Here is a 17,232-nt window from a genome sequence, read left to right on the forward strand (position 1 = left end):
AGTATCCAAAAGAAAAGACACCCGAATGCCGCTTGTTTCCTGCGCTCCGAAGCTTTTGAACGGGGTCGCCGAAAGGGGCTCCCTGCCCCTTCGGCAACGCGATGCATCCCTGCATCGCCCCTAGCGGGCTGCTCACTCGGTACATCCATGTACCTCGCCCTTCGGGTGCTGCGCATGCAAATCGGCTATCCTGCCGATTTGTCCGTCCAAAAGCTCCGGTGCTCGGCGCCGCATAGGGGAATCAACACCGTCCCGACTGTGAAAGATTTTGGGGGATTGTTCAGAATTTTGATGTAGCTCCGAATAGTGAAGCGTATTCGGAGGAACGAGAGATTTAGTTTGAACATACGCCCGATTACGCTGTGCTAATCGGTATCTACAAGCTCTCAAGCTGCAACGTTGTTTATGGAGGAATTATGAAAAAGGCCTTGGTTTTTACATTAACTGCACTTGTTACAGCTTGTTCCGCAACCGATATGCGCCCTCGCCTGGAACAATCGATTGTAGATGTTCCGAAAACTCAGTTTTCCACCGCAAAAACTGTGGAAGAGATTAGGAGTTTGCGCCCACAGGCAACTGTCCCATTAAAAATCGCCGTAGTACCAGCAAACCGCCGTAGATCGGAAATTTCAAAAGAGGAGCAAGAGGCTATAAAGTCGTGGGGCGAAAAATTTAAGACTTTAGGCTTTGTTAAAAGCTTTGAAATCGTCCCTCATTCCTTAATATCAAATTGCGGCTATCAAAGCGAAGGCGGATGCTTCTCCAACGAATCTCGCCTAGCCGGCGCAAGAATGGGAGCCGATGCCGTCTTGTTTATTAACGATAATACGGATACTGATTCATACGTAAACCCATTAAGCGTATTGAATATATCCATCGTCGGAATGTGGCTGGCTCCGGGACATCACCGAGACTCGTATTCCATATACGAGGCGTCCCTTTTGGACATCAACAATGGCTATTTATACGGATTTGCGCAAGATAGTGGCGAGTACAAAGCAATTCGCCCATATATGTACGCGAACCGGAACACCGGGCAGAACGAAGCTCGGTTAGAGGCGTTAAACAAAGTTTTTCAAAAACTTTATGCGGCAGCCGAAGAGCAGATGAACAAAGATACAAATTTGAACAGATAGTTCTCAGTGACCCGTCAGGTAAGAAGCGAAGCCTATGGCTCAATCAGCAACGCCGTAAGTTGAAATTGGTAGGGCGTCAAATAGGCGTAGCCGTATTGCGCCGTATGTTGGCCTTTAATCATTCGGCGCATTACGCTATCGCTTATACGCCCTACCAAGCTTCGTAAATAATAAGCCGCGGATTTGGCGGGGGGGGGGGGGGGAGCTCCCGTATGCCGCGCCGAGCACCGGAGCTTTTATCGAGATCAGCCCGAAGGGGCACCGCATGGATGCGGTGCGTCGGCAGAGGGGCTGGGAAGCCCCTTCTGCCGACCCTCGATAAAAGCTCCGGAGCGCAGGATCAAAGCGGCATCCGGGTGGCGTTTCTTTTGGTGACTTTTCTTTGGCCAAACAAAGAAAAGTTACTCGGCTGTCGGGCCGAGACCCGACATTCAAAAAACCTTCGCGTTAGCGACACATAACCCCGACGACCTGCATTATCAAGAATGATGCACCCGCTCCGGCACAATCACCCCATCCTCCATATACAACACCCGATCCATCCTTGCCGCCAAATCCGGATCATGCGTCACCACCAAAAAGCTCACCTGCAATTCCTGGTTTAACTCCAGCATCAGCTGATAAATCTGCTCGGCAGTTTTGCTGTCCAAATTACCGGTCGGCTCGTCGGCCAAAACACACTTGGGCTGATTGATCAAAGCCCGAGCCACGGCTGCACGCTGCCGTTCACCGCCGGACAATTCGCCGGGCTTATGCAGCATGCGGTGTCCCAGGCCGACGCGTTTGAGCAATTCGGCGGCTTGTTGCTGGGCTTGCTTGATCGATTGATTGCCGATCAACAGCGGCATGGCGACGTTTTCCAGAATGGTAAATTCGCCCAGCAGATGATGAAATTGGTAGATAAAACCCAGTGAGCGATTGCGTAGTTGGCTGAGTTTGCCGGCGCTAATCTTATGCAAATCGGCGCCATCCAGCATCACCGAGCCGGAGCTGGGTTTTTCCAGACCGCCTAACAGATGCAGCAAGGTGCTTTTCCCGGAACCGGACGCGCCCATAATGGCGACGCGTTGACCGGCTTGAATCGCCAGATCGACGCCCCGCAACACTTCGACGTTAAGGTCACCCTGCGCGTAACGCTTGGTTAACTGCTGGCATTGCAAGACGATGGCATTATTCATAACGCAACACCTCGGCCGGATTGATACGCGCCGCCTGCCAAGCTGGATACAGTGTCGCCAGCAAGGACAGTAAAAACGCCACACAGGCTATCCAGTACACATCGGTCCAAATCAGTTTTGACGGCACTTCGCTGATGTAATACACATCGGCTGCCATAAACTGCACGCCAAAGGCTTTTTCGATGGCCGGCACGATGGTTTCCACATTCAAAGCCAGCAACACGCCGCCAACCGTACCAAGTAAGGTGCCTATGCTGCCGATGATGCAGCCCAGAACAATAAAAATGCCCATGACCGAACCGTTGGATAAACCCTGAGTTTTCAGAATGGCGATGTCACCGCGCTTGTCGGTGACCACCATTACCAGCGTGGAAACGATGTTAAACGCCGCCACCGCGACGATCAGCAACAAGATGATGAACATCGCCCGCTTTTCGGTTTGCACGGCGCGGAAAAAATTACTGTGAGCCTTGGTCCAGTCGCTAACCCGAAACTCATCACCCAGCGTGTCAGCCAAGCCTTGCGTGATGCGCGGGGCGTTGAATAAATCATCAAGCTTCAAACGCAAACCGGATACGGCTTGCTCCAAGCGGAACAATTTGCCGGCATCATCGAGATGCATCAGCGCCATGTTGCGGTCGTATTCGTACATGCCAACTTTGAACACGCCCACCACGGTGAAGCGTTTCATGCGCGGCATGATACCAGCAGGCGTGGAGTTAATTTGCGGGGTGATGATGGTGACTTTATCGCCCATCATGACGCCCAAGTAACTGGCCAACTCGGCACCCAAGACAATGCCGAATTCGCCCGGGACCAAATCGTTCAAACTACCGAACATCATTTTGTTGGCGACTTCCGATACTTTGGCTTCGTATTCGGGCAGCACGCCTTGCAGCAACGTGCCGCTGACTTGGCGGTCGGCATTGACCATGACTTGACCGTGAATAAACGGTGCCGCGCCCTCTACATGCGGCATGCTGCGCGTACGCTGCTCCAAGGCTTGCCAATCGTCGAGCTGACCGTAGCGGCCCGTAATGGTGCTGTGGGCGGTCATACCGAGAATGCGTTCGCGCAATTCCGCTTCGAAACCGTTCATCACCGACAGCACGGTAATCAAGGCGGTTACACCCAGGGCGATACCAAGCACGGAGGTTAAGGTGATGAACGAGATAAATTGAGTGCGTTTTTTGGCGCGGGTATAGCGTAACCCGATATACAGGATGAGAGGTTTAAACATGCTCAGGCTTTTGGGGGTTTACAAGCGGCGCAGTAGCCGTAAAGATATAGACTGTGATCGGTAAGCGTGTAACCCAGTCTCAGGGCAATTTCCGATTGGCGCTTTTCTATGACGTCATCGGTAAATTCGTCGACTTTTCCACACTTCATGCAGACTACATGATCGTGGTGACCGCCGCTATTCAGTTCGAATATCGAGTTGCCGCCCTCAAAATGGTGACGATTTACCAAGCCAGCAGCTTCAAACTGAGTCAGCACACGATAGACGGTCGCCAAGCCGATTTCTTCGCCTTCAGCTAGCAAGATTTTGTACACCTTTTCGGCCGACAAATGTCTGTCATCCTGCTGTTTTTCCAGAATCTCCAGAATTTTGATTCTGGGCAAGGTCACCTTTAAGCCCGCATTACGCAAATCCTGAGTTTCCACAAGCCCGCCTCCTTTAAACCGATAATCCGCAACATTGTATCGTTTTTTGCGCCGAGCCGCTGACAGAATTATGGGATAATGGCCCATCGTTTGTCGTCAGACTCCATTCACTCCTCATGAAAAAATCGACTTTTTTGCTAGCGGCCGTCACCAGTTTATCGATTAGCGCTTGCAGTACCATCCTCACCAACTTACCCGGCGTGTACACGCTGGATATTGAGCAAGGCAATATCATCGATCAAAGCATGATCAATCAGCTCCGGCCGAATATGACTAAACGCCAGGTGCTCTACATTATGGGTTCGCCAATGCTATCCGATGCCTTCCACGAAAAACGCTGGGACTATTTATATTCCGAACAACCGGGCGGCGAAGACCGGGTACAAAAACGGGTGTCCTTATTTTTCAATGGCGACAATTTGATGGGTGTGCAAGGCGATTTCAGGCCCAGTTCGATGCCGGTCGTCAAAGAATCCACGGAAACCAGTGTCGATGTACCAAAACGCGATCTGGAACGCTCGATGTGGGAAAAAATCAGCGGCTTGTTCGGCAGCGACGAACCCGATACCTTTGCTCGTAGAAACAATCAAAACGCTACCGAGCCCAAAGAAGCCGCCAGTTCCGCAGAGAAAGGCAAAGAATTGGTGGAAGAAGACCCCGACAAAAAATAGGTGATCCGTTGGAAACGCTTTACAGCAATAGTGCGCCGGCTATCGCGATAAAATTGTCGGCTGCCTGAATCAAGGCCGGTGCGGTTAAACTATGAATCCCGTAAACATCGCTGGCAGTGCCAAAATCGTTGCGCACCTTTTGCAACAGCAACTCGAAATCGCCGTCGCCGGACAATAGAATAATGCGATCCGCCCGCGCAGCATAATCCATTACATCCAACGTGATCCCCACATCCCAATCACCCTTGCTGGTGCCGTCGCGGCGCTGGATATAGGGCTTTAGTTTGACGGTAAAACCGATGTTTTTCAGGATTTGCTGAAAACCCTGCTGCTTGCTGTCGCCGCGATCAGTGGCATAAGCAATGGCAGCGACAACCTGTTTACCCGCGGTTGCCTGCTGCCAAAACGCGCTGTAATTGAAATGTTTCTGGTAGCGTTGCCGGGTGGTGTAGTAAATATTCTGGACGTCGACAAAAATCGCTACTTTTTCCATCCAGCGCTTACTTCAAAAAAGAACAACAGTAATCGCTGGAAATACTCACCTTCATCGTGAATGCCGCGTTGCCAGGTACATTGAAAGACTCGCCGCCTTTCACGGTTTGCCAGGCATCGTTACCAGGCAGCAACACTTGCAACTCCCCGGCCAGAATTTCCATCAACTCGGGCTCAGCCGTGTTGAAGGTATATTCGCCGGGCTGCATGAATCCCAAGGTTTTTGAAGAACCGTCGGCAAAACGTATCGTGCGGCTGTTTACTTTGCCGTCGAAATAGACATTGGCCTGTTTGACGATGGTGACGTTATTGAATTCTGACATGATGCACATCTGTTACTAGTAAAAAAGGAGCGCAATCATAGCAGATCGGCTTGTTTGCGAATAACAAAAAGCCGGGGCGCGCTGGGCTTGTCGTGACTGCTAAGCACAACTTCCGAACTGAAACACGCCCCATCCAACTGCCGGCACCATGCCGCCAACTGCTTGGCTTCCAGATCGCCGCCGGCGTGACCGGGATAGGCTAATACCGTGATCACGGCACGCGGCGCCAACAAATCGCACGCGGCATCCAAGGCGGCCAGCGTGGACTCTAATTGAGTAATCACGGTTTTGTCGGCACCGGGCAAATAACCCAGATTGAACATCACCGCCCTGACCCGGCCATGCCATTGCTCGGGAACATGGGACAGCATATCGGCATGGCTGGCGAGACGCAGTGTCACCCGGCGCTGCAAATCATGCTGAAGTAAACGCTGAAAACTGTTGATCAGCGCTTGCGGCTGAATATCGAAGCCAAACACATGCCCGCCGATTCCAACGCTCCGCGCCAAAAACGCCGTATCGTGACCGTTGCCCAGCGTCGCATCCAGCGCAATGTCGTCCGGCTCAAGGTATGAGCCGACGATATCGTGAGCAATTTCAAGCAGGGAAATGCGATTTATCATAGCGGCGTATATTACAGGCTGGCGGCAAGCCGGCGTTCTGTTGCAGGTAATCGGCAAACCGTGCGGCATACCAGGGGATAGCCAAACTGCCCTTGGCGCCAAAACCATTGAAAATATGCAGTTGCGAATGTCGAGGATGAGTGCCGATAAATGGTTGTTTATCCTGCGTGGCCGGCCGGATTCCGGCCCGATGCTGATAAACATCAAGGGATCGCTGTTGAGGACAAACCGCACGCAAGCTCGCCAATAATGCGGTTTTCGCTGCTTGGGTCGGCAAATTATCTAGCTGATTGGTATCGAAAGTGGCGCCGGTCTTAAAGCGCCCGGCCCCCAATGGAATCAGCCAATGCCCGTAATTCAAAATCTGTTGCTGAATATCTTGCCTGCTCTCACAACCGAGTATTTCGCCTTTTGCCAATTGGAAAGGCAAATACTTGAACCATGGATTGCTAACCGACTGATAGCCTTCGCAGAACACGATGTGCCGCGGATAGATACCCTGCCACCGCAAAGTCGGTTCAAGGTGAATATCGCTGTAATGCAGGCTATTGCGCCGATAACAGTTTTTGTTCGAAAAAAAATCGCGCAGCTGACTCAACAATGCTTCAGTCCGTAAATAGCCGGTTTGCCGCTGTTGCAACACCCCGTTCGGCGCGTCGATTCGTTCGGGAGCGTGTGCCAATCCCGTCAAATAGTCGCGATAATCCGGCTGACGTAACCGGCGCTCGGCGATTTCAAGCTCTTTAGCGCTGCGCAGAATTTTCAGCATCGGCATTTGCAGATAAAAGGATTGGCCAAACTGCGTACCGAGTTGCCGATAAGCATGCAGCGCGGCCGGTAGCAATGTTTCGACATCCACCTGCTTGACCAAGCGCTGGCCGGTAACCGGGTTGATTAAACCGGCTGCGACTTGCGAGGCGCTTTCGGCTCCGTCATCCACCACCACTATGCGCGATTGCCGTTGCAATAATTCCCAGGCCAGTAAACTACCTGCCAAACCCTGACCGACCAGCAACACATCGATTTGCACAGCCATTATTTGGCTTGCAAGGCCTCGCCTTTAAACACAATGCCGCCCCAACCATCGCGCATGAAGTGCCTGATATTTTGATGATCGTTGCCGGCCGGATTCCCCAACACGTCTTGGCGATAATAATCGCCGAATAGCGCCAGAGTTTGTTCGACAGTCAGTTGTTGCAATTTGGCGAATGCAAAAATCTTGCAAGAGCCCTCGTTACAGCCCGGGTCGTTGACCAAAGGTTGTTGCAAACCGTTACTGAATTCAGTAGGTTGGTATTGATAATGCTCGGCGATAACCGCTATGGTTTCCTGAAATTGGACCGCTTGCCCAGACTTAACACGTTGTAGAAATTCGTTCACCATCATCGCCTTACTCCGAAAGCTTTATTAATATTTGGTTAAATTACAGTCTAATTCGAACAAAACACAGCCATTCCCGGTTATAATCGCATGAAATGTCTAGGTGTTTCTCACCGACGACTGCGTTTGGGATCGTCTTATTATTGTTATATTCCGTTATTAAAATCCGGCCCTACTTTGGCGTTTGGTTCGGAACGTACGGATTGCAACCTCAATAACATCATAAAGGAATACATTTTGAAACAGATAATTACTCTTTTCTCGTTTTGTCTGCTTTGCTCCACCACTGCCTTAGCGGAACCGGAAACCCAGATCCCACCCGCGCCGCCCATAGATCCTCTAAACGCTACCACCAGCCCGGCACCGACGGTGACTATCGAACAGACCAACTATGCGGCTTATCAGCTGTCTCCAGGCGACGCATTGGAAATCACGGTCTGGAAAGAAGAAGGCTTGCAACAATTGCAAATCCTGATTTCCCCGGACGGCACGATTATTTTCCCCTTGATCGGTACCGTCGGCGCCGCCGGCAAAACCATTACCGAACTGAAAGATAATTTGACCAGCAGGCTGGCCGACTACATATCCGACCCATCGATTTCGGTTAAATTACTCAACAACCAGGGCAACTCCATCTTCGTGATAGGTAAAGTCAATAAACCGGGACAAGTATTTTCCGGCAGACGCCTGGACGTTCTGCAAGCACTAAGTCTGGCAGGCGGCCTGACCGTGTTTGCCAAGGAAGGTTCGATCAGCATTATTCGCCGCACCGGCGATCAAGTTAAAGTGTTTCCTTTCGACTATAGCGATGTGATTGATGGCGAAGATCTGGAACAAAACATCCTGCTGGAACCGGGAGACACGGTCACCGTACCCTAAACGGAACTAGATAGAAGCACTATCTATGAAGATAAAAACGGATTTTTTGCTACCCGCGTTGGTTCTGTTCAGCACAGACGGCTATGCGCTGGATTTGTTGTTCAAACCTGAATTTAATTTTAGGGAGCGGTATGACAATAATGTACGCATGCAGATCAATCCAACACATAGCAATCTGATCAGCACCATATCCCCTGGCGTAATGTTCGGGTATCTTGCCGACGACAACGAATTGAATACTCGCTTCAGATGGAATGAGTTGATTTACAGCAGCGATTCGGCACTGGATTTTTCCGAAAAACTCGTCAACCTCAGCCACAAATATCAAGGCGAACGCTTCAAAACCGATCTGGCTGCTAGCTACGCGGAAGAATCCTCGATCAATAACCAACTCGACCCTACAGTAATCGACCCAACACAGATCAACGAAGCACGTGGCGTACAACTTCTCGTGCCACGAAACACCAAATCAGTCTCTCCGACTGTCACTTACAATCTGAGCGAAAAAAACTCCTTACAATTGGGTTATAGCTACCAGGATGTGGCATATGACAGAGCGCAAAACCTGATAAATAACCTTAATTACTCGGATTATAGTTTCCAACAATACTCGGCAACGGCCAGCCATGCCTATACCGAACGCTTGTCATTTAACCTGACAGGTGCGTATTCGGTGTATGAATCGGCAAACGAGAGCCCAGGAACCGGTCTTTTCAATCCTTTTCCTTTTCCTGTACCATTGCGATTTTATCAAACCGCGCCAATAACAACAGGCTTCAGCCAAAAATCGACTACGTTCACTTACCAAGCGGGTGTGCAATATCTATTTGACGAGCAGACCCAATTAGCATTTTCAGCAGGGATTCGCGACACAACAACTGACAGCTCGCAATTCACCAGTTCGTCAAACCCTGCGCCGGAGCTTAATAGTCGGTCTTCCTTATCCAAAAACACCTTGGGCAATGTGTTTTCGGCAAGCTTGGCTCGTAAAAGCGACTGGGGTGACTTTAGCTTAAGTGCCGGACAACAGCTCAACCCGGCCAGCACCGGACAGCAGCAAACCTCAACCACATTTTCAGCTCGAGGTCGTTACAATCTCACCGAACGCTTGTCTACCGGTATCAACGCCAATTACTTGTTATCTGAATCGATATCCACTTTTAGTAACGATACCACCAGAACGAATAACCGCACTTTCATTACCCTATCACCGAATGTTCAATGGCGCTGGACGCCGGAAATCAATTTGGATCTGTCTTATAGCTATCGCCAGCAAGTAATCGAGTCGAACAATCAGACCATAACCGGCGATAGCGTACAACTGCAATTCTCTTATCAACCTCAAATCAATCGTCAGGTGAAATAGCGTGGAAAATCAAGCCATCGACATCAAGGACTACCTAAAAATCATCAAACGACGCAGAAAGTTTTTGATTATTCCGTTTCTAATCATCGCGCTAATCAGCATCGTTTTGGCAGTGCTGTTACCGGCTGTGTACCGCTCTACTTCCACCATTTTGATCGAAGCGCAAGAAATCCCTGCCGAACTGGTGCATTCCACCGTCACCACCTTCGCGGACCAACGGATTCAGATGATCAGCCAAAGGATCATGACCCGACCGAATTTGACCGAAATCATCAAGAAATACGATCTCTACGCCGAGGAACGGCAAAAAAAACCGGAAGAAGTGATTCTGGAAAAAATGCGTAAAAGTATAAAAGTGGAAACCATCAGTGCCGACGTTGCCAATAATAAAAGCGGCCCGGCCCAACAAGCCACCATCGCCTTCACACTGACATTCGACGACAAATCGCCACCGCTTGCGCAAAAAGTAGCCAACGAATTAACTTCCTTATTCCTTAAGGAAAACATCAAATCGCGCACCGAATCCGCCGAAAATGCGGCATTGTTTTTGAGCGAGGAATCCAAACGCCTTAAAGCCAAAATTCAGGAAATTCAACAAAACCTGGCTACGTTCAAGGAAAAAAACCTGAATCAACTGCCGCAAATCAGCGCCATGAACCAGCAAGAACTGACCTCCTTGAGTAACCAGTTATTGCAATTGGATAGCCAAGAGCGAACACTGCAAGATAGGCGTTATTACCTTGAAGGCGAACTGGCGCAAATCGATCCCAACACCATGGCCACCAACGCCGTGGGCAATCGGGTGTTCGACATGAAAGACCGTTTGAAGGAACTGCAATCGCAATATCCATCCGTATTATCTAACCACTCCGCCAGCCATCCTGATGTGATTAAAATCAAACGGGAAATCGACTCATTACAGAAAGAAATCGGCTCCAATACCGATCTAAACGCGATGAATGGCGAACTAACCGACAGAAAAGCCGAATTGGCCTTGTTGTTGAAACAGTATTCGGACAAACATCCGGACGTCGTGAAACTGCAAAAACAAATCAGCGCCTTGCAACAAAGCCTGAGCACAGCGAAACAAAGCGACTACAGTAACGCCAACATTCAACCGGATAATCCCGCCTATATCACCTTGAAATCTCAGCTGGCTTCGGTGAATACGGAGATAGAGTCTTTGAATTTCACTCGTGGCCGTGTGCAGAGCAAAATGGAAGAGTTGCGCTCAAGCCTACGCCAATCGCCATTGGTTGAAAAAGAATACATGGATTTGATTCAGGATCTGGACAATACCAATCTGCGCTACCGGGAAGTAAGCGCCCGTGAAATGGAGGCGCAAATCTCGCAACAATTGGAGATGGAAAGAAAAGGCGAGCGCTTCACCTTAATCGACCCTCCGCAAGAGCCGTTGCAACCGGTTAGCCCTAATCGAATTGCAATTATGGTATTGGGTATGGTGTTGGCTTTGGCCAGCGGTTTTGGCGCAGTCGCGTTGACCGAAATGCTGGATTCGACCATCAATAGCCCAAAAGCAGTCGCCGCGATTCTGGGCGTGGAACCTTTGGCTTCGATACCTTATTTTGAAAGCCAAAAAGAACATCAAGCTTATAAAAACGAAAGACGGCTGTTGTTGATAGGCATGGCAATAGCCGGCATTCTGGCTGTCGTTGCTTTTCATTTTATCGTCATGCCGCTAGATGTATTTTGGTACAAATTACTACGTGTCGTGGGCAATTAATCAGTTAAGGGAAAATTTATGAACCCCATTGAAAACCTCGTGGAAAAAAACAATCCAGCGGCCGCTTCATTAGCCAATCAACCGGGCGACAAAGTCAGTATCGCTTATACCCAAACCCGGGTACACAGTCCGGATCAAAACTTACTGAAGCAAAACCGGATTATTTCCGCGGCGCAGCCCGGCAAATGGCTGGAATCCTACCGAATGTTGCGCACCCGCTGCCTGCAACAAATGGACGCAATGGAATGGAAGACGATGGCTATCACCAGCCCCAGCGACGGTACCGGCAACAGCTTAACGGCTGCGAATTTAGCCATCAGCATGGCGATGGAACTTGACCGCACTGCCTTGCTGGTCGATGCCAACTTCCAGAATCCCAGCATCAACCAATTATTCGGCATTCAGCCGGGCGCAGGTCTTAGCGACTATTTGCTGCATGACACTGAATTAAGCTCCATGCTGATTAATCCGGGCATAGAACGTCTGGTAGTCCTGCCGGCCGGCAAACCCTTGTTTAACTCGACGGAAATGTTGCGCTCGCCGAAGATGGTACGACTGGTTAACGAGCTGAAAAGCCGTTACCCCTCGCGTATCATTATTTTCGATATGCCGCCGATTTTATCGCACGACGATACGCTGGGTTTCTCGCCATATGTGGATTGCGTGTTATTGGTGATCGACGAAGGTCATACCAAGACCGAGCAGTTGAAGCACGCAGCCTCTTTGTTAAAAGACACCAACGTACTGGGGACAGTATTCAATAAAGCCACCGATAATAAAATCGGCTATACCGGGGTTTAGACCGGTTTGACGTGGCTACTTGCGGTAGCCACGTCACTGCATTTCCTATCAGAGTTTACTCAAAACATCCTTCGCTTCATTCAAGCCGTCGAATTCCACTTTTTTATCGACCGCTTTTTGCAAATACTCGCGGGCTTTGACTGGATCGTTTTGCTTGAAGTAGACCATACCCAAATGATAATTGCTGATCGGTGATTGCGGATCGCGTTCGATCACTTTCAACATGATCTCTTTGGCCTTGTCGTAATTGCCTTGTCTATAGGCAACCCAAGCCGCCGTATCCATCATGTTAGGGTTATTGGTCTGCAACAAAGGTTCGGCCAATTTGGCGGCACGTTCCAAACTATCCGGACTGGACGAAAAATCCGACAAGTAACTGGCCAGATTATTAACCGCAACCACCGAATCCGGATGCAGTTTGTAAGACTCTTCGTATAGCGCCAGAACCTGCTCATGTTGACCATCGCGATGATACAAACGTGCCAAATCATCGACCAACTCTAATGCGCCCTTAGTCTTCTCAATACCTTTTTTATAAATATCGATGGCTTCGGCTTTATTTTTTTGCGCCAGTTCGATCAAGGCCAAATTCCGATAAGGGCTATACCAATCCGGTTTAATGCTTAAAGCCTTTGTGTAAGCTGTTTTTGCGTCCGCGAATTTTTGCTCGTTCAGATAAGCGCCGCCCATCAGGTTATAGGCAATAAAATGATCCGGCTGCTGTTTGATGACTTGCTGCAATTTGCCGATAGCTTTATCCGACTGCTTCAATACCAAATAGCTTTTTACCATCTCGGTCAAAGGCTCAATCGCATCCGGCTTACGCGCCAGGGCCTGTTGAAACGCTTCTGTGCTGGCTTCCAACTTACCTTCCGCCTGATAGCCCAAGCCGGACATGTAAAAGCCGGTGGCATCCTTATCCGATAGCTGTTGCACCTGCTTAGCAATGTCCTGTGCCTTATCCCAATGCTTTTGCGACAACTCCATTTTAAACATCGCCTCCAAGCCTTTCAGACTTTTCGGATTGGCTTTCATCAGTGCTTCAAGCTGCTGTTTTGCTTGATCCTGGTGCCCGGCTTTCATATGCAAGCCAACCAAATCCAGCCGGGCGGTCTCATCGCCCGGTGCGACGGCAACCACTTTTTCCATGTTTTCTCTGGCCAGTTCTTCCTCGTTATTGCGCAGATGGGCCGCGGCCAGCATTTTCAATACGCCGATATTATTGGGTTGATCAACCAATACCGAGCGAAAATCGGAAATTGCATCGGGAATTTTGTTTTCACCCAAGGCAAACTGACCGCGTAGCGTCAAAGCCTCAGCATCGCGCGGATTGCTATCCAACACTTCTTTGATCAAGGCTTTAGCCTCGTCGCCACGCTTGGTCATGGCATACAAGGCAGCCAATTTATTCCGCGCGGTGATGCCGCTCGGTCCCAACTTATCCTGTTCGACGACTTCTTTCATAGTCGCTTCGGCCTTATCGATTTCCTTTTTGGAAAGCTGGATATTGGCCAGTTTGAATTTCAACTCATACGCTTGCGGCTTTTGCTCTATCATCGGCAGCAGCTCGGCGATGGCCACTTCCGGACTGCGTTTTTCCAACAGGAAATCGACTAAATACGTCTTGGCGGTATCGTTGTCCGGCAATTTGCTGACCGCGTCGCGCAGAGTCGCTTCGGCTTTATCGACTTGTTTGGTACCGACTTGGAACAAAGCTAACGTACGGTAATGCTGTAATTGCTGCGGCTCCAGTTTGACAATTTCCACCAACATTGCCTCTGAATCGGCAATCTGATTGTTTTTAGCGTACAAGCCGGCCAGCATGCTGCGCAATGCAACATTATCGGGCTTCTTTTCAATAGTTTGCTTCAATAAAGCAATCGCTTCATCGACTTTATCCAAACGCGCCTTAATAGACGCCATCATCAACGTCGCCGGCACATCGTCCGGACTGTTTTTCAAGGCGCGCTCCACCGTCATAATCGCGCCGTCGCTGTTATTTTTGGCTGCTTGTACGCCGGCGAACAACACCAACGCCTCGACATTATCCGGTTCCTTCGCCAACGCTTCGCCAACCATTTTTTCTGCATCGTCTACCGCACGATTCAACAATAACAACTGGCCGACCCGCACCCGCGCCATCACGTGATTTTCGTTGCCGGCAACGACGGTACTATATTCCTTAAAAGCATTTTCGATTTTGCCTTGCTTGCTCAGGGCTTCCGCGATTTGAAAGTGAGTTTCCCAGTCCTTAGGATCGATTTGCAGCACGTTTTTATAGGCAAGCAACGCTTTTTCATAATCGCCCGCTTGATATAGCTGTTTGCCTTCTTCCATGTATTTCGCTTTCCGTTCATCGGCGCCGTTACAGGCCACCAAGCCGGTCGATAACACAACAATGCCTAGATTTTTTAAAAAATTTTGTTTCGTTGCCATTAGTCTCTCGATAATTCGTGCGTTTGATTATGTAGCCGCCATGATGGAGCGCCGCTTTTTGGGATTTTAACTTATTTACGCGACCAAGCCTTAAGGCTTTCGGTAAATCGGCGAGGGTCGAGGTGCGGCATGTTGCCGCACCTGAGTACAGAAACTATTGGACGCCAGCCGGCGCTGTGCCGCTATCCGCAGCGGATTGTTTTTGATATTTACCGGCGTTCAACTTGTCCTCATATTCCTGAACAATGGTTTCCATTTCGACACTATTGAATTGCAGCAAGGCTTCATTCTGCAACACACTAGCCAGTGCGCCTTTGTTTTCGTAGCGTTCCAGCAATTCCTTGGCGGCCTCGTAAAGTTTGAAATTATGAGTATCGCACACACCCAATTGCTGTTCGGTTGCTTGCTGTTTGGCATTTATTGCCGCTAATTGCGCCTGCAAATCGGCTTTGGCCTGACTCACTTCCTTATGCTTTTCAATCACGTCGGAGAGTCTGGCATTGGTTTTCTCTAAACGCTCTCGCACCTCGCCGTTGGAGTTTCGCTGCGCGGACAACTCGCTGCTGATTTGTTCCTTGGCTGCAACCGCCGCCGAATGCGCTTTTTTCAACTGCTCAAGCTCCTGCAATTCCTCGGCTAACTTGGCCGATTCGGCCTTTGCCGCATCCCGCTCGGCCGTCAGGCTTTTGACCATGGCTTGCAGCTTTAACACGGCGCCGTCGTTCTTGGCGGCCTCACGCGGCGCGGCCTGACCGGCAGACCAGCCGCTACTGACAAGCAGAAATAAAACGGCAACTATCGGAAATGTGTTCATTGGCAACCTACCTAGAATTGCGTATTGACATCGATCTGCAACACATCGATACCGAGAGGGGGTCCAGTGATGATATCGGCACTCAACCAGCGACCGGTCAGCCAGACGTTTTTCATCAAGCCATAGTTACCGCCAATGAACCAGCCTTTGCTGTTGGTACCGCCGAGGTGGAAGTCGGAATCGGTGAAAGCGTCCAATACCGCATCGCGCTCCACGTACTTGTAGGCGGCAAACACATTCCAATGCCCGGCCACTTCGGCTCGCGGCCAACCGAAATCCGCTCTAAACTGCCAAGCGTTGGTTTTGCCCTCGACCACGGTACCGTTCAGCATCCGGCTCACCGCGGCTTTATTAAAGCCGACGTTTTTGGCGTAATCACCGCTTAAACGCAAGCGATAGGGAGCGAACATGGCCATTTCGTAGGAAATATTGGCATTGACGATGTTGTAATCGGACGCCAAGCCGACCATACCCGGATTGGAAGCCAACGCCCCGGTGCCTTCTCGGCAGATCGACGCTAAGGTATTGCCGCCCTGCATGAATTCAGGCCGTGAAGCGGTGTTGCCACGCGTATTGAGATCGCAAGTACCTAAAACGCTAGTATTTTGCTTGGCTTCGACGTTGACATAATCGAAATAAGCCAGCGCCGCCTTTAAATTGTCTTGATTGATAAAGCCCCAATCGACCCCGACCTGACCGCCGAACAACCATTTATCGCTGCTCAGTGCCGACTCTTGCAGCGGAAACGCACCCGCCGTGGCAAACACGGAATGGGTTTGATCGTCGTTGGCCATCAAGCTGTCCGAACCGCCCAAACGGTGGCGCACAGTGCCGGCAAAACCCTCGAAAGATAAATCCGTATCCCACACCAATTCGCTACCGCCGGTAAATTCGCCGCCGCCGGTATACCAGGGATTCTTGATACGACCGCCCGACAAGGTCAGCCATTTGAATTTGTTATCGTCGAACGCATCGTATTGCAGATAAGCCCTATCCACGGTGAAATCGTATTTTTGCCCAGTAAATCCCAGAGACTGGTTGGTGGATACCGGATCGCGTTGATTACCCGTGGCCAAACGCACACCGGCCTTCAATCCATCAGTGACAATGGCATCAATACCCAAGCGCAAGCGTTCGCGAAAATGTTGTCTGTCAGTAGTGGTATTCAAGAATTGATCCACACCCGCCGCGCTCAGACCGCCTCTTTCGTTAACCGCCTGCCAATCGATATAAGAATTGGCGATATTTTCGTCGGCCATGTATTCATGCTGCGAGCGCAAACGAATATCACCGGATAATTTGAAGCGCTTGATCCAGTCAGGCAGCGCATTCGGCATACCCCATTGCTCGTTCTTGGCCTTTTGCATCACATCGCCGACCACTTCTTCGCGCAGCTCACTGCGCACCTGCTGACGAATCTCGTCTTTGACGAAGTCAGGCACATAAGCCACGCGCACTTCATCGGCCGGCACCGCTTCCTTGGCACCGGAGGCCTTGGCTTCAGCCACCTGCTGGCCCGCTTCGACTTCGGCTTGCTTGATCATCTCGTTAGCAGCCTTGTCGGTAATCACGCCTTGTTTGACCAGTTGTTTGATCAAATTAGTGGTGGTATTGCGCAGTTTCAGCAACTCTTCCTTTTCTCCGGCCTGCACGGTGCCGATCAGCCCTGATAGTGCCAGGGCCATCAGCTGTTTTTTGTTCGCCATTGTTTTACCTGTGGATAC

General features: G+C 50.2%; 17 protein-coding genes. 6 read left to right on the top strand and 11 right to left on the bottom strand.

The window, feature by feature from the left end; genetic code table 11:
- Positions 1-416 precede the first annotated feature (416 nt).
- Positions 417-1,136: a hypothetical protein gene (locus tag ACR64Q_RS12500; protein WP_026601165.1), complete on the top strand. Its 720-nt coding sequence runs from the start codon at positions 417-419 to the stop codon at positions 1,134-1,136.
- A gap of 479 nt (positions 1,137-1,615) precedes the next feature.
- Here ACR64Q_RS12500 and lolD read toward each other — a convergent pair whose 3' ends face one another.
- From lolD to fur, 3 genes are read right to left on the bottom strand one after another with little or no spacing between them, the layout of a single operon-like run.
- A complete protein-coding gene (lolD, locus tag ACR64Q_RS12505) occupies positions 1,616-2,314 on the bottom strand; it encodes a lipoprotein-releasing ABC transporter ATP-binding protein LolD (RefSeq protein ID WP_026601166.1) in 699 nt (232 codons plus the stop codon).
- Positions 2,307-3,554: a lipoprotein-releasing ABC transporter permease subunit gene (locus ACR64Q_RS12510; RefSeq protein ID WP_026601167.1), complete on the bottom strand. Its 1,248-nt coding sequence runs from the start codon at positions 3,552-3,554 to the stop codon at positions 2,307-2,309. The genes lolD and ACR64Q_RS12510 overlap by 8 nt, the downstream gene beginning before the upstream one ends.
- A 2-nt stretch (positions 3,555-3,556) precedes the next feature.
- Complete coding sequence (gene fur / locus ACR64Q_RS12515; RefSeq protein ID WP_036276943.1) at positions 3,557-3,979, bottom strand: ferric iron uptake transcriptional regulator; 423 nt, start codon at positions 3,977-3,979, stop codon at positions 3,557-3,559.
- Positions 3,980-4,095: 116 nt separating this feature from the next.
- Between fur and ACR64Q_RS12520 the strand changes: the two genes are divergently transcribed.
- Positions 4,096-4,650: an outer membrane protein assembly factor BamE gene (locus ACR64Q_RS12520; protein WP_026601169.1), complete on the top strand. Its 555-nt coding sequence runs from the start codon at positions 4,096-4,098 to the stop codon at positions 4,648-4,650.
- 19 nt (positions 4,651-4,669) lie between these two features.
- On the opposite strand, the gene ACR64Q_RS12525 is transcribed toward ACR64Q_RS12520, so the two are convergent.
- The 5 genes from ACR64Q_RS12525 to ACR64Q_RS12545 are packed head-to-tail and all read right to left on the bottom strand — an operon-like array spanning position 4,670 to position 7,474.
- Positions 4,670-5,143, bottom strand: coding sequence for a LabA-like NYN domain-containing protein (locus tag ACR64Q_RS12525; RefSeq protein ID WP_026601170.1), 474 nt, complete (start codon positions 5,141-5,143; stop codon positions 4,670-4,672).
- A 7-nt stretch (positions 5,144-5,150) separates the two neighbouring features.
- Positions 5,151-5,465, bottom strand: a complete 315-nt coding sequence (gene ppnP, locus ACR64Q_RS12530) for a pyrimidine/purine nucleoside phosphorylase (protein WP_313732294.1) — start codon at positions 5,463-5,465, stop codon at positions 5,151-5,153.
- A gap of 35 nt (positions 5,466-5,500) precedes the next feature.
- Complete coding sequence (gene mnmM / locus ACR64Q_RS12535) at positions 5,501-6,088, bottom strand: tRNA 5-(aminomethyl)-2-thiouridylate-methyltransferase MnmM (RefSeq protein WP_026601172.1); 588 nt, start codon at positions 6,086-6,088, stop codon at positions 5,501-5,503.
- Positions 6,063-7,124, bottom strand: a complete 1,062-nt coding sequence (locus ACR64Q_RS12540; RefSeq protein ID WP_026601173.1) for an NAD(P)/FAD-dependent oxidoreductase — start codon at positions 7,122-7,124, stop codon at positions 6,063-6,065. The genes mnmM and ACR64Q_RS12540 overlap by 26 nt, the downstream gene beginning before the upstream one ends.
- Positions 7,124-7,474, bottom strand: coding sequence for a HopJ type III effector protein (locus ACR64Q_RS12545; protein WP_026601174.1), 351 nt, complete (start codon positions 7,472-7,474; stop codon positions 7,124-7,126). Before ACR64Q_RS12545 ends, ACR64Q_RS12540 begins: the two co-directional genes overlap by 1 nt.
- Positions 7,475-7,705: 231 nt before the next feature.
- Between ACR64Q_RS12545 and ACR64Q_RS12550 the strand changes: the two genes are divergently transcribed.
- Genes ACR64Q_RS12550 through ACR64Q_RS12565 form a run of 4 tightly spaced genes read left to right on the top strand, consistent with a single transcriptional unit; the run spans position 7,706 to position 12,258 of the window.
- The gene (locus ACR64Q_RS12550; protein ID WP_231499587.1) at positions 7,706-8,347 is read left to right on the top strand and encodes a polysaccharide biosynthesis/export family protein; all 642 of its coding nucleotides are present in this window, start codon (positions 7,706-7,708) and stop codon (positions 8,345-8,347) included.
- Between the two features lie 25 nt (positions 8,348-8,372).
- Positions 8,373-9,713: a porin family protein gene (locus tag ACR64Q_RS12555; protein WP_026601176.1), complete on the top strand. Its 1,341-nt coding sequence runs from the start codon at positions 8,373-8,375 to the stop codon at positions 9,711-9,713.
- Position 9,714: 1 nt separating this feature from the next.
- Positions 9,715-11,457 (top strand): LPS biosynthesis protein, encoded by a 1,743-nt coding sequence (locus tag ACR64Q_RS12560; RefSeq protein WP_026601177.1) that lies wholly within the window; start codon positions 9,715-9,717, stop codon positions 11,455-11,457.
- Between the two features lie 18 nt (positions 11,458-11,475).
- Positions 11,476-12,258: a CpsD/CapB family tyrosine-protein kinase gene (locus ACR64Q_RS12565; protein WP_313732293.1), complete on the top strand. Its 783-nt coding sequence runs from the start codon at positions 11,476-11,478 to the stop codon at positions 12,256-12,258.
- Positions 12,259-12,306: 48 nt separating this feature from the next.
- On the opposite strand, the gene ACR64Q_RS12570 is transcribed toward ACR64Q_RS12565, so the two are convergent.
- From ACR64Q_RS12570 to ACR64Q_RS12580, 3 genes are all read right to left on the bottom strand, one after another.
- Positions 12,307-14,694, bottom strand: a complete 2,388-nt coding sequence (locus ACR64Q_RS12570; protein WP_313732292.1) for a tetratricopeptide repeat protein — start codon at positions 14,692-14,694, stop codon at positions 12,307-12,309.
- A gap of 154 nt (positions 14,695-14,848) precedes the next feature.
- Positions 14,849-15,508, bottom strand: coding sequence for a hypothetical protein (locus ACR64Q_RS12575; RefSeq protein WP_313732291.1), 660 nt, complete (start codon positions 15,506-15,508; stop codon positions 14,849-14,851).
- 11 nt (positions 15,509-15,519) lie between these two features.
- Complete coding sequence (locus tag ACR64Q_RS12580) at positions 15,520-17,214, bottom strand: putative porin (protein WP_313732290.1); 1,695 nt, start codon at positions 17,212-17,214, stop codon at positions 15,520-15,522.
- Positions 17,215-17,232 lie beyond the last annotated feature (18 nt).

This window comes from Methylomonas sp. 2F7 (genome assembly GCF_057126975.1).

Excerpts from the sequence above, each read along its gene's own strand:
- lolD (WP_026601166.1), bottom strand. The coding sequence starts at position 2,314 with ATGAATAATGCCATCGTCTTGCAATGCCAGCAGTTAACCAAGCGTTAC.
- ACR64Q_RS12540 (WP_026601173.1), bottom strand. The coding sequence starts at position 7,124 with ATGGCTGTGCAAATCGATGTGTTGCTGGTCGGTCAGGGTTTGGCAGGT.
- ACR64Q_RS12575 (WP_313732291.1), bottom strand. The coding sequence starts at position 15,508 with ATGAACACATTTCCGATAGTTGCCGTTTTATTTCTGCTTGTCAGTAGC.
- mnmM (WP_026601172.1), bottom strand. The coding sequence starts at position 6,088 with ATGATAAATCGCATTTCCCTGCTTGAAATTGCTCACGATATCGTCGGC.
- ACR64Q_RS12565 (WP_313732293.1), top strand. The coding sequence starts at position 11,476 with ATGAACCCCATTGAAAACCTCGTGGAAAAAAACAATCCAGCGGCCGCT.
- ACR64Q_RS12520 (WP_026601169.1), top strand. The coding sequence starts at position 4,096 with ATGAAAAAATCGACTTTTTTGCTAGCGGCCGTCACCAGTTTATCGATT.
- ACR64Q_RS12500 (WP_026601165.1), top strand. The coding sequence starts at position 417 with ATGAAAAAGGCCTTGGTTTTTACATTAACTGCACTTGTTACAGCTTGT.
- ACR64Q_RS12580 (WP_313732290.1), bottom strand. The coding sequence starts at position 17,214 with ATGGCGAACAAAAAACAGCTGATGGCCCTGGCACTATCAGGGCTGATC.
- ppnP (WP_313732294.1), bottom strand. The coding sequence starts at position 5,465 with ATGTCAGAATTCAATAACGTCACCATCGTCAAACAGGCCAATGTCTAT.
- ACR64Q_RS12525 (WP_026601170.1), bottom strand. The coding sequence starts at position 5,143 with ATGGAAAAAGTAGCGATTTTTGTCGACGTCCAGAATATTTACTACACC.
- ACR64Q_RS12570 (WP_313732292.1), bottom strand. The coding sequence starts at position 14,694 with ATGGCAACGAAACAAAATTTTTTAAAAAATCTAGGCATTGTTGTGTTA.
- ACR64Q_RS12510 (WP_026601167.1), bottom strand. The coding sequence starts at position 3,554 with ATGTTTAAACCTCTCATCCTGTATATCGGGTTACGCTATACCCGCGCC.
- ACR64Q_RS12555 (WP_026601176.1), top strand. The coding sequence starts at position 8,373 with ATGAAGATAAAAACGGATTTTTTGCTACCCGCGTTGGTTCTGTTCAGC.
- ACR64Q_RS12545 (WP_026601174.1), bottom strand. The coding sequence starts at position 7,474 with ATGATGGTGAACGAATTTCTACAACGTGTTAAGTCTGGGCAAGCGGTC.